Source organism: Exiguobacterium qingdaonense, assembly GCF_018617855.1.
Taxonomy (GTDB): Bacteria; Bacillota; Bacilli; order Exiguobacteriales; family Exiguobacteriaceae; genus Exiguobacterium; species Exiguobacterium qingdaonense.
Genome location: NZ_JACSKY010000002.1, coordinates 113,814 through 126,405, shown reverse-complemented (window position 1 = coordinate 126,405; position 12,592 = coordinate 113,814). Strand labels below are relative to the sequence as shown.

Annotated in this window: 12 protein-coding genes; 1 reads left to right on the top strand and 11 read right to left on the bottom strand. The window is 47.1% G+C overall.

Annotation, left to right across the window (positions count from 1 at the left end):
• Nucleotides 1-35: 35 nt before the first annotated feature.
• The 6 genes from dnaI to KNP00_RS03975 all read right to left on the bottom strand — a co-directional run bounded on the left by dnaI (nt 36) and on the right by KNP00_RS03975 (nt 4,962).
• Nucleotides 36-950 carry a primosomal protein DnaI gene (gene dnaI, locus KNP00_RS04000; protein ID WP_215142492.1) on the bottom strand — a complete coding sequence of 305 codons (915 nt, stop codon included), beginning with the start codon at nt 948-950 and terminating at the stop codon, nt 36-38.
• A gap of 4 nt (nt 951-954) precedes the next feature.
• Nucleotides 955-2,307 (bottom strand): DnaD domain protein, encoded by a 1,353-nt coding sequence (locus tag KNP00_RS03995; RefSeq protein ID WP_215142489.1) that lies wholly within the window; start codon nt 2,305-2,307, stop codon nt 955-957.
• Between the two features lie 40 nt (nt 2,308-2,347).
• Nucleotides 2,348-2,815, bottom strand: coding sequence for a transcriptional regulator NrdR (gene nrdR, locus KNP00_RS03990; RefSeq protein WP_215142487.1), 468 nt, complete (start codon nt 2,813-2,815; stop codon nt 2,348-2,350).
• A gap of 12 nt (nt 2,816-2,827) precedes the next feature.
• On the bottom strand, nt 2,828-3,199 hold the full coding sequence (locus KNP00_RS03985; protein WP_215142485.1) for a hypothetical protein: 372 nt from the start codon (nt 3,197-3,199) through the stop codon (nt 2,828-2,830).
• A 106-nt stretch (nt 3,200-3,305) separates the two neighbouring features.
• On the bottom strand, nt 3,306-3,698 hold the full coding sequence (gene speD, locus KNP00_RS03980) for an adenosylmethionine decarboxylase (protein ID WP_215142483.1): 393 nt from the start codon (nt 3,696-3,698) through the stop codon (nt 3,306-3,308).
• 232 nt (nt 3,699-3,930) lie between these two features.
• Entirely contained in the window at nt 3,931-4,962 is a 1,032-nt protein-coding gene (locus KNP00_RS03975) for a glyceraldehyde-3-phosphate dehydrogenase (protein ID WP_215142481.1), read from the bottom strand.
• A 157-nt stretch (nt 4,963-5,119) separates the two neighbouring features.
• On the opposite strand from KNP00_RS03975, the gene KNP00_RS03970 reads away from it, so the two are divergent.
• Entirely contained in the window at nt 5,120-5,602 is a 483-nt protein-coding gene (locus KNP00_RS03970; protein ID WP_215142479.1) for a site-2 protease family protein, read from the top strand.
• 159 nt (nt 5,603-5,761) lie between these two features.
• On the opposite strand, the gene coaE is transcribed toward KNP00_RS03970, so the two are convergent.
• The 5 genes from coaE to KNP00_RS03945 form a co-directional block, all read right to left on the bottom strand.
• Nucleotides 5,762-6,367, bottom strand: a complete 606-nt coding sequence (coaE, locus tag KNP00_RS03965) for a dephospho-CoA kinase (protein ID WP_215142477.1) — start codon at nt 6,365-6,367, stop codon at nt 5,762-5,764.
• A 13-nt stretch (nt 6,368-6,380) separates the two neighbouring features.
• Nucleotides 6,381-7,208, bottom strand: coding sequence for a bifunctional DNA-formamidopyrimidine glycosylase/DNA-(apurinic or apyrimidinic site) lyase (mutM, locus tag KNP00_RS03960; protein WP_215142475.1), 828 nt, complete (start codon nt 7,206-7,208; stop codon nt 6,381-6,383).
• A 21-nt stretch (nt 7,209-7,229) separates the two neighbouring features.
• A complete protein-coding gene (polA, locus tag KNP00_RS03955) occupies nt 7,230-9,824 on the bottom strand; it encodes a DNA polymerase I (RefSeq protein WP_215142474.1) in 2,595 nt (864 codons plus the stop codon).
• A gap of 283 nt (nt 9,825-10,107) precedes the next feature.
• A complete protein-coding gene (gene pnpS, locus KNP00_RS03950; RefSeq protein ID WP_215142473.1) occupies nt 10,108-11,835 on the bottom strand; it encodes a two-component system histidine kinase PnpS in 1,728 nt (575 codons plus the stop codon).
• A complete protein-coding gene (locus KNP00_RS03945; protein WP_215142472.1) occupies nt 11,832-12,533 on the bottom strand; it encodes a response regulator transcription factor in 702 nt (233 codons plus the stop codon). Before KNP00_RS03945 ends, pnpS begins: the two co-directional genes overlap by 4 nt.
• Nucleotides 12,534-12,592: the final 59 nt, after the last annotated feature.

Sequence of the window (12,592 nt, the reverse complement as noted above, 5' to 3'; positions counted from 1 at the left end):
CTAGTATAATGAACTCGGTAAAGAAAAACAATCCTTTACCGCCGACGATTTTCACCCTTTAGCTCAATTTGAGTCGTCGTCGTTGAAATCCGTTGCATGAGTCGCTGCGCTTTCATTTTGTTTTGCGGTGACCCGTCGATTGAGAAGTGAGTCTCGAGCTCTTCGCCGCTAAAGTTCGAACTGTAAAGCGTCGGCAAGCGGTGCATCATCCGATATTGAAGAATGATCCCGAACAGCTCATCGCGCACCCATGGGCTGATGGCCTCAGCACCGATGTCATCAATCAGTAAGACTGGCACATGTTGAAACGACGTCAAGAAAGAGTCGAACGACTCGGTACGAATTTTACGTTTCGCCTCCGACACAAAGCCCGGAGCATGAACTAAGATCGTCTCGATGTCCGCCACCTTCAACTCATTCGCAATCGCTGCAAGTAAATACGTTTTCCCGACACCGAAACTCCCATGTAGATAAAGACCGTTCACTTTTTGCCGGTTCTTCATCCCCGTCACGAATCGCATCGCTTCACGCAGTGCGATTTTGCGGGCATCATCTGCCCAATCAAACGACTCAAAACTCGCCTCACGCACTTCTTCTGGTAAGAATAAGCTTTTAAATTTTCGATCCATTTCTTTTTGGCGCCGAGCCTGTCGGTGAGTGACCGTCTCTTCATAGCGAATCGCAATTTGACCCAAGTCGACGTAAAGAACCGGTTGATGTCCTGGGATCACCGCTTGTTCTTCCATCAACTTTTTCCCGTCCATTTGCTCCGCGTACTCACTCAGTTTCGTAAATCCGATTTCAATCGCCTTCTCTTCTAGCTCAGGATGAGCGTTCAAAAAGGCAATCACTCCAGGATGATTGAGCGTTCGTCTGCGAATCGACTCATACGCCTCACGCACTTCTTTTCGATTCATCAATCGAGACAGCGACTCGTTGATTCGTTCCATCCCCTCACCCCTTCTCTTTCAATTCATTCAACAACTTCACGAGTTCCGCATCATCCGGTACAGACGATTCGAGTTCTTTTTTACGCGCCTCGTCATACGACCGCTGTTGTTTCGCTTCATCTTCGAGCCACTTCGGCATGTCGCCATTTTGGGTCTTCCGACGCGAGCCGACAGTCGTCCGTTGTACACTTTCCCGTTTTTGTTGTTTTTTCTCAATGAGCGCATCTTGTGACGCTTCGCGTTCTAACGCTTCTTTCGCATTCGTATATCCCGCCGTCTTCCAACTCGTCGCAATGCGAAGGACGTAATTCTCGTTTAGACGGGTCTGTTTTTTCACTTCGATACAATAATAGAAAAGTGCATTGATCACTCCCGGCGTGAGACCGAGTGTATCGACGAGCTCGATGACGAGCTGTTCATCGCTTTTAGACAATTGCGGTGTTTTTCGCAAAGTCGATACGTATTGATGAGGATGGGCGGCCTCCATTACATCCGGGTCATGGAGGTCTCCTAACGTTGTCTTCTCCAGCTCGGTCGCTTTTTCTTTACGATGACGTGTTTGCTTTTTCTTTAACTGTAACACCATCTGACGGCAGCCATCCCGCTTCTCTTGTTCACTGAGCGGAAGGTACGCTTCATGGACAAAATACTCCTTCAACATCTCGGCCATCATCTCTTCATCAAGTTGCGAGACGTAGGCGAGCTTTGTAATGGTTTCGTCTAGTTTTTTAGTGAAAAAACCGACTGGGAAATTCGTCAATTTCTTCACAATTTCCATATCGAACGAATAGTTGATTTCAATTTTTGCCCGGTCAGGCTTTTCATAATTTTTTTGTGTGAACGAGCGATGATTCACCCCTTTGACGTCAAACACTTCATTAAAGTCTTTCGTCACTTCGACGATGCCCGCCGGTAACGGGTCGATTGTAAAGCGACCCTGTAATTGTTTGAATCGCACCTCTCCAACTTTATAGAAGAGGAAGCTCGACAACAGTCCATCATTTAAAAACGTATGCGGCGCAAGCGGGACACGCAACTGATAGACGTACTGTGTCAATCGGGCATCTTTTGTTTTATACGTACGCACCAACCCGATTGCCTCAAGACGGAATAGACTGTCCATCAACGAATCGATTGAATAGTCTAACATCTCGCACAGTGCACTATGTGACATATAATTCGATTTCATTTTACCTGGCTTCAGTTCGCTCCATAGCGTCTGGTAAAGCGCAAGCGCGTTCACTCCGATGACAGGTTGATATAAATGATAAAGGGACTGATACGATTCCCGGTCGACAAGACCCGTACTCATAATTAACAGTTCGTCCGTCCCAAAGATTGTACGTTCTTTCTCCATAGTTCTCTCCCCTGAAAAAGGGCGACCAGCAGGCCGCCCTTTAGTTGGTCGAATTTTCTTGCTTCATTAAATCTTCAAGTTCTTTAAAGAACACCGTGATGTCTTTGAACTGACGGTAAACTGACGCGAATCGGACATAGGCGACTTCGTCCACACGCGCTAGCTCATTCATCACCAATTCACCCACTTGTTCACTCGGAATTTCCGACTGGGCGAGAGCACGAAGTTGTTGTTCAACTTTCGTCACAACGCCTTCAAGCTGTTCGACGGTGACCGGTCGTTTTTCACACGCCCGAATGATGCCGCGAAGCACTTTTTCACGACTGAATTCCTCTCGGTTCCCATCTTTCTTCACGATGATGAGTGGTGTCTGTTCAACTGTTTCAAATGTTGTGAACCGATACCCACATTTTTCACATTCACGACGACGTCGAATCGAATAATGGTCTTGCACCGGTCGAGAATCGAGCACTCTCGTTCCATTGTGATCACATTTAGGGCAACGCATGCTCAAACCTCCTTATCGTTCGACTGATTTAGTTCCGATGGCTCGGAGCGGGAATTGATTTGTAAGCGCATCATAATAATGAGAGACGATTCGCGCAAGGTCTGTGCCGATTCGCTGTTCACGGTTTAGCGTGAAGTCAACCGCTGTGCGACCACCATCTACTTGCACAATCGTGATGAGTCCATCCCAACCATCTCCAATGAAGGAGAGCTCGCCTCGATTCGCATCAATCCGTCGAACCGTCTGCCCATTCGCTTGAATCTGATTTTCTAACCATTTTAAGATCGCGTTCGGAGAAGCTGAATAGTAACGAGTCTGAAGCGACTCATTTTTATGTGTATCTTTCGTTTCGATATGTGTTTGTAACTTGTCAAACAGTCCCATAATTCACCTCAACACCTGAGTTATATACGTTAAGCATATCAAAATTAAGGCGACAACAAAACAATTAAAAGGGCTGACCGATAATCGGCCAGCCTCTATAGGTGCTTCAGTTTGATTTTGACAGTGCAACCTGTGCGTTTGGAACGCGAATCGGTCCCATTCCACGCTCAAGTTTCACATCTTCACGTACTTTCGCATCCAAGCCTTCAGCGATATACTGTGATGCAGTAGCTGGATCGATTCGATCTCCACAAGTGAACACGTCGATTGAAGCATAGCCGTGCTCTGGGAAGCTGTGAATCGTTAAGTGTGATTCTGAAATGATGACGACCCCACTTACACCATGTGGTGCAAATTTGTGGAATGCGACTTCGCGGACTTCAGCGCCAGAGCGAAGAGCAGCATCGACGAACAAGCGTTCGATGAAGTCGATATCATTTAATTTGTCGGGATTACACTCCCAAAGTTCTGTAATAATGTGACGTCCCATAGTATCCATATTAGTGGATCCCCCTTTACATCAATGGTCTCAAAGTAGTTGATGATCACTCACTTTGTGCCTGAATCGCCCACAACCACGGGGGCAAGTTAGTCCTAAGAGGTCCTAACCCTTTAAGTTGCGTTTGTCAGACCAATTGAAGTTCACGAAACTGAGTGTAACGTGTTTGGGACATCGTGACAAGACATTTGATTAAAAATCTTAAAAAATATTTTTTTAAGCGTAATATTTTTCAGGCGTGCGTTTCTTGTTGTCCGATTTGTAGATAACTAGCGACCATGTCTAACAAATCCACGACACGACATGAATAACCCCATTCATTGTCATACCACGCGAGCACTTTGATATGGTTACCACCAAGCACCATCGTCGAATCTAAATCGATAATCGATGAACGGTCGTCTCCATTGAAATCAATGGAGACGAGAGGTTCATCAGATACGCCTAAAATACCGGTCATCTCTCCGAATGATGCGCGTTCAAATGCTTTATTGACTTCATCGACCGTGACGTCGCGATGAAGTTCCACGACTAGGTCGACGAGTGATACGTTCGGTGTCGGGACACGTAGTGCCATCCCGTTCAGTTTTCCTTCAAGTTCTGGCATGACGAGCCCGATCGCTTTCGCCGCACCGGTCGATGTCGGGATGATCGAACTACCGCAAGCACGGGCCCGACGTAAATCTTTGTGTGGATTATCGATATTGTTTTGATCGTTCGTGTAGGCGTGCACCGTCGTAACGAGTCCCGTCTCGATTCCGAAAGTGGAATGTAGTACTTTCACGACCGGACCGAGGCAGTTCGTCGTACACGATGCGTTTGAAATGATATGATCCTCTTCAGGACGGTAGTCTCGATCGTTGACCCCCATCACGATCGTGCGTAAATCCCCTTTTCCAGGTGCGGTCAAAATCACTTTTTTCGCACCTGCATCAAGATGAAGTCTTGCTCCGATGTCTGAATTGAACTTCCCGGTCGCCTCGACCACGATATCGATACCTAGGTCAGCCCATGGTAATCGAGACGGATCACGTTCCGAAATCAGTTTGATTCGTTTCCCATCGACTTCGAGCGCATCCCCATGCGCACGAACTGTCAATTCGAGTGGACCGTGAATGGAATCATGCTTGATGAGGTGAGCGAGCGTCTCCGCTGGATAACTTGCGTTAATCGCGACAACTTCCTGACGCCCTTCTAGCATCAGTTTCCGAAATACCATTCTTCCGATTCGACCAAATCCATTAATCGCAACTTTTGTCCCCATGATAAATCCCCCTTTTTCTACATTACGATTCCATTATAACGGATACTTGTAAGCGTTTTCACTATTTATTGTCACATTTTCTTCATTTTTCACCGTTTACTTTTTGAACATGAGGGGAATTTCTTTTCGAGTAGCAATGGATAAAGGAGGGATCACGATGTTTGATTGGGGCGACATCGACAAATTTTTCATATCATTTTTCATCATTTTACCGATTGTGACATTGATTCACGAGTTAGGACACTATTTCTTCGCACGATTGTTCGGTGGCACACTCGACATGCAAATCGGAACGGGGAAGAAACTGTTCAAGCTAGGTCCGTTACAAGTGAACCGTGTCTACTTTTATGATGCGTGGTGTCAGTTTTCAGATTTGAAGTGGAGCAATAAAGTGACCCGCTCCTTCGTATACGCTGGTGGAGCGCTTTTCAATATGGCGAGTATCCTCATATTAAACTGGTTTATCCTCCAACAAGAAATCGAGCCGACTCTGTACACTTATCAATTTGCCTACTTCTCGTTTTACTATATCTTTTTCTCACTCTACCCGATCTATTATTCAAGCGGTCACCCGAGTGACGGCCGAGCGATTTATGATACGTGGAAGAAAGGATCACCTGAATCGGATCCGATAAACTAAATATAAGCTGAAGGCGGATCGCCTTCAGCTTATTGACAACAACATCTTTGATTTCGTTCTTACGGAGCCCATGATTTCCGTAGCCAATTCCAAAATCGGGGCGCCTTGGGACGAGTCACACAAATGGTCGCAACGCAGGCCATCTGTCTTTTTGGAGGCTCACTCGCCTTCTTTTTTTAATTTATTGAACTGTTCGATCAGACGGTCAATTTGCGGTGGCAGCTCCCCTAACGCCCCGTTGTTGTTCACGAGAAAATCAGCTTGATGCTTTTTATCTTCGATTGGGATTTGCGAGTGAATCCGGGCAAGCGCCTCTTCTTTCGTCAATCCGTTTCGTTCCATGAGACGCATCAACTGAATCTCTTCCCGACAATAGACGACGATCGAATAATCGACAAGGTCGAGCATCGTACCTTCGAACAAAAGAGGGATGTCAAACATGACGACAGACTCTCCCGATGCCTCGTACGATTGCATTTGTTCCTTCATCTCTTCACGAATCGCCGGATGCATCAACTCGTTCAATTGTTGACGCTTTGCTTCGTCATGAAAAATCTCGCGCCCAAGAGCGGGGCGGTTCAATACGTCACCATGAAAACAACTTGGAAAAGCTGCTTTGACCCCTTCGATAGCCTTTCCGCCCGGCTCGACGACCATTCTTGCGATTGAGTCGGCATCGATAATCGGAATCCCCCTCTCTCGGAACAGTCGTGACACCGTGGACTTCCCGGTAGCGATTCCACCCGTCAATCCAATTTTCAACATACTCGTCCACCCCTTACCGTTGTTGACAGTGCGGACAATAATGTGTGCCACGTCCGCCCAGTTTCATCTTTTCGATTTCATGTCCGCATCGGCGACACGGCTCTCCTGTCTGACCATATACGTAGAGCCTCTCTTGAAACGTACCTGAGGCGCCATCTGGATTGGCATAACTTCGAATCGTACTACCTCCACGCTCAATAGCCTCATTCAAGACGGTAACGGCTTCAGTTCGCACACGGTCGACTTCTTCGCGCGACAAACTTGCGGCCGGTCGAGTCGGATGGACACTCGCACGAAACAGCGTTTCATCGACATAAATGTTTCCGAGTCCAACGAATATGGACTGATCGAGGAGAGCCGTCTTAATGGCACGCGTCTTCATCCGCTCCAAACGTCGATGTAGCGACGCCGTTGTCACACGCTCATCAAACGGTTCGTACGCAAGTAACGAGAGAGGCGGAGTCGTGTGAACCGTCTCATTCGTCCGCAACTCCATCGTCCCGAATTTACGGACATCATTGTAATGGAGCGTCGATTCGTCCGTAAACGTGAGCACGACATGTGTATGTTTAACTGGTTCGGTAACGGTCTCATATGGGAAAAACTTTCCTTCCATCCGAAGATGGGAGACGAGATAACCGTTCGTCAATTTGAATAAGATGAATTTCCCCCGACGTTCCACATCCGTAATGGTTTCCCCGATTAAATGGTGAGCCCATTCTTCAGGATCGAGTCCGCGGATAATTTTTGGGTCGAGTACATCGACAGATTGAATCGTCTTTCCTGAAACGATCGGTCGCAACCTGCGACAGACCGTTTCGACTTCTGGTAGTTCTGGCATACTGATTTCCTTTCTATCCGTTTATTTCGTGTCGAACCACGTCGACCCAACCGCTCCGTCTGCACGTAACGGGACATCGAGTCTGACGGTGTGTTCCATCGCTTCGGTCACTAATGCTTCTAACGCTTCCATCTCCTCGGACGGACCTTCGAAGATCAATTCATCATGCACTTGTAACAAGAGCTTTGATTGAAGATTCGACGTGCTTAGCGCATGATCGACATCAATCATCGCTTTTTTAATAATATCTGCTGCCGTTCCTTGAATCGGCGTGTTGATGGCAGTACGTTCGGCGAATCCACGCAAGTTGAAGTTACGTGAATGGATGTCCGGGATGTTCCGGCGTCGTTTCAACATCGTTTCGACGAACCCGTGTTCACGTGCCCGCTCAATCGCAGCATCCATGAACGTCTTCACCCCAGGGAATTGTTCAAAATACGTATCGATAAACGCTTGGGCCTCTTTTCGTGTAATACCTAAGTTTTGAGAGAGTCCATAGTCACTGATGCCATAGATGATGCCGAAGTTGACTGCTTTCGCTTGACGACGCATAAGTGACGTGACCTCTTCTGTTGATACCTTAAATACGTTTGCCGCCGTCGACGTGTGAATGTCCTCATCATGGAGAAAGGCTGCCATCATCTTCTCATCTTGTGACATGTGTGCCATGATGCGCAGTTCGATTTGAGAGTAATCGACCGCATACAGGACCCACCCCGGCTCACTAGCGGTGAACGCTTTACGGATGCGACGACCCTCTTCCAATCGAATCGGGATATTTTGAAGATTCGGGTTGACCGACGAAAGCCGTCCCGTTTGAGTCAGCGTCTGTGTATAACGCGTATGAATCTTCCCGTCGTCCTTCACGACTTTCTGCAAACCTTCGACATACGTAGACTGGAGTTTTCCGAGTTCACGATAATGCATGATTTTCTCGATGATCGGATGAAGTGGTGCCAACTTCTCAAGGACATCCGCAGCGGTCGAGTATCCGGTCTTCGTCTTTTTCACAGGGGGAAGCGCTAATTTTTCGAACAAGACGACACCTAGCTGTTTCGGTGAGTTGATATTGAACGGTTCACCGGCCATTTCATGAATCGTCACCTCGAGCGCGCTCAGACGTTCGCGAAGGTCCGTCTCCATATGTTGGAGCGTCTCCACATTCACATGAATGCCGGCCCACTCCATCTCGGCTAACACGGAGATGAGCGGCTTTTCGAGCGCCTCATAGAGTTCCGTCTGCTCGTTCTCTTTCAGCTCTGAAACGACGCGTTCAAATAATGAGTAGATGGCGTGTGCTTTTTCTGCGAGATGTGCATGGAACACTTCATCTTCTGGCACTTTGGTCTTCGCGCCTTTACCATAAACTGCTTCATCTTCCTCGAGTTGATACGTAAAGTGTGCGGCAATCGAGCTGAGTGACGTTCCACCGGATAGGTTCAATAAATAGCCGGCGACGAGCAAGTCTTCATATCCCCGAAGAGTCAATTGGTGACGTTTCAACTGAATGATTGTCTGCTTCGCATCGAGACAAATCGTCGTCTTCGCTTCATCTTCGATCCATGATTTTACCTGTTCCTCTTCAAGAAGCGTCAAATCGCCGATCGTCACGCCGCGGTCCGACGCAATCGCCACTCCGACCAAGTCCTCTTCAAAATAATCATCATGTAACTGTTCAAGTAATAAGACCGCACGAGTTAAATCTTGGTCGGCCAAGTCAATCGTTGGACGCACCACTTTTTCGACTGGTTCTTCGGAATGGCTATCCGTTAGCTTTCCAATGAGTGACTTGAACTGTAGCTCCATGAAAAGGGGCTTTACAATCGATGCGTCATACGGTTTAAAGACAAGATCCTCAATCGTCACATCGATCGGCACGTCCGTATAAATCGTCGCCAACTGTTTCGACATTTTTGCCTCTCGCTCATTCGACTCCACTTTCTCTTTTTGCTTCCCTTTTAACTCATCCGTATGTTCATAAAGCGATTCGACCGTTCCATACGTTCCGATGAGCTTCAGCGCCGTCTTCTCTCCGACCCCTGGAATACCAGGGATATTATCGGATTTATCACCCATCAATCCTTTTAAATCAATCATTTGAATCGGTTTTAGCCCTTCGTAACGTTCATTGAACGCGTTCTCGTTCATTTTTTCGACGTCCGTGATCCCTCGCTTCGTCAAATAGACGGTCACGCGTTCATTGATCAGTTGAAGCAAGTCCTTGTCCCCTGTCACAATTGTCACTTCGTCAAATGTCGGATTTTTCGAGAGCGTCCCGATGATATCATCCGCTTCGTATTGGTCGAGCTCTAATACCGAGATACCGAATGCCCGACAAACGTCTCGCACGAGAGGGAATTGCTCTCGTAGTTCGCCTGGCGTCTTTTGTCGCCCACCCTTATATTCAGCGAACGTATCGTGACGGAACGTTTTCTTTGACGCATCGAACGCCACGGCGAAATGAGTCGGTCGCTCATCTTCCATCAGTTTTAGTAACATCATCGTAAACCCATATACCGCATTCGTGTTCCGACCTGATGCGTCCGACATCGGAGGCAGTGCAAAAAACGCACGATATGTTAAGGAATTCCCATCCAGCACTAGTAGTTTATTCATTCAATCGACCTCCATTCTTCTCTTCATTCATCATACCATACGGGTACATGCGTTCGAAAAAAAAGGCCCTTTTCTACGAATAGAAAAGGGCCAATTTCTCGATCGAGTGGAGATGAGCACTGACCGAGTCACGAGATGATGAAGAGGTCTCATTCATAGAATAGCAAGGTTTTGTAAAGTAAATATGAATGGAACAGCAAGGTTTTGTAAAGTGAAGAGGAATGAACCATTTACCCATCTTTCAACACTTCGTCACTTGTAACTCTCAACATAGGAACGTTCCTCAAACCCTCGGGAAAACAATCGTGAACGTCGTTCCTTTGCCTTCTTCACTCTCAACGTCAATCGTTGCGTGATGCAAATCGATGATGTGTTTCACGATGGCGAGCCCGAGCCCGGTCCCACCCGAGTTGCGGCTTCTCGCCTTATCGACTCGGTAGAACCGCTCAAAGATGCGACTCACTTCTTTTTCGGCAATCCCGATTCCGTTATCTTTGACCCGAAGGACGTATGCGTCTCGCTTCGATTCAACTGATATCTCGACACGACTTTCCTCTGGTGAATAATTGATGGCGTTGGCGACCAAATTCATGATCACTTGTTTCATCCGATTCAAATCAGCCTGTAAGATGACGGTTCCTTGATGTTGTGCCTCTAAATGGATCGACTTCTCGTTCGCCTTTTGGCTGAGCAAGAGACATACCTCGTCGACGAGTTGATTCAAATCGACCGACACAAGGTCCATCTGAAAGTCGTCGCGCTCCAATCTTGACAGTTCAAGGAGGTCTTCGACGAGCATCTGCATTCGTGTCGCCTCTTTTTGAATGATGTCTAAAAACTGGTCACGGAGTTCCGGCACTTCTTTCGCCCCGTCGAGAAGCGTCTCGCTAAATCCACGTATGGATGTGAGTGGCGTCTTCAGCTCGTGACTGACGTTGGCCACAAAATCTTTTCGCATCTGTTCGAGTCGCTTCAGTTCCGTGATGTCGTTAAATAGAAGTGTCGTCCCACGGAGCATCCCCGTATCACTGAAAATCGGGGCGGCAGACACCATATACGTCTTTTGATTAAAGCCGGTCCGGATCGATAGTTGGCGCCGATGCACTTCTTCTGTCAAATAGACGTCCTCGATGAGTGTTTCCACATCGGGACTCGGTAATATGCCATGATAAAATTGCCCAATCGATAAATCATCGTATTGGAACATTTCTCGATAAGAACGGTTGACCAACGTGACGATCCCTCGCTCGTCGACGAGCAGAAGACCCGCTCCCATATATTCAATGAGCGACTCAAGCCTTGCCCGCTGAACTGATTCTCCAAGGGAGATGGACTCTAAATTCCGCGCGAGCACGTTGATCGAACCTGCGAGGCTACCGGTCTCCTCATCATTCCTCAGTTCATACACTCGGGCCCGATAGTTTCCGTCTGCTAGTTCCCGCAATACGATTGTCGCTTCATCAATCGGGCGAATGAACTGATTCGTCAAATGTTGTAAAACAAATAGGATGATGAAGAATGAGAAAAAGAGTGCGAATGTGATCGTCAACCAAATACGGTTATAGACACCTTCTAAGTCAGATACGTAACGAATAAATGTCAGATAGACCGTGCCTCCGGTAGCAAGTTCAATCGGTTTTGTGAATTGAATCAAATCTTCATTTTCTATTTCACTAAACGTTCCTTCATCCGGCACTAAATCCGAATCGAATTGGTAGTCAATCGAACCGACGCGAAACGGCGTACCCGCAATGACTTCCATCCTACTGTTGAGAAGAAGGATGTCGAAGCTACTCCCGTCGTCAATTTGACCGACATACTCTCGAATCTCATCTAGTTCTCCATCTTCAAGATAGATAGCAGCTAATTGTGCATCTTCTTTCAATCGGTCTCGTTCTGAATCTAGATAAAAATCTTTGAACAGCTGTCCGAGCACAATCCCGAGTGTGAGCAAAACGCCTGTGACGAGGAAAATGAGTGTCGTCATGAACCTAGAACGATACGTCTTCATTCCGGAGTCGGCTCCTCCATCTTATAGCCAAGTCCACGAATCGTCTTAATATACGTCGGTTTTTTTGTCACCGGTTCAATTTTTTCGCGAAGGTGACTGATGTGGACGTCAACGATTCTCGTGTCACCGACAAAGTCATAATTCCAAATCGCCGACAGCAGTTGGTCCCGCGTTAACACTCGCCCTTTATTTTTTGCCAAATAGGCTAACAGCTCAAATTCCTTCGGTGTCAATTCGAGTCGCTCCCCTTGCTTGAATACTTCATAATTCGAGGCGACGATTTTGACATCCCCGATTTGAATGACATCCTCTTCAATTGCAGATTCTTGTGGGGCTGAACGTCTGAGAATCGCTTTGACACGCGCGACCACCTCACGTGGACTGAACGGCTTCGTCAAATAATCGTCCGCGCCGAGTTCAAGTCCCAATACTTTGTCAAACTCATCATCTTTAGCCGTCAGCATTAAAATCGGTGTATTCACTTTTTGTTGACGGAGTCGTTTACATACTTCAAGTCCATCCATTTCTGGGAGCATCAAATCGAGCACGATGAGTACGGCATCCTTTTTTTCAGCCAGTTCCAATCCGGTTTTCCCATCATGTGCCGTCTCGACCTCAAAGCCAGCTTGTTCCAAGTTAAATTTTAATAATGTCGCAATCGACACTTCATCGTCGACTACAATTACTTTATCAGCCACACTGCTTCCTCCTCTTAATCCATCAAATGTCACTCTCTATTTTACAAATCAAAGCTTGA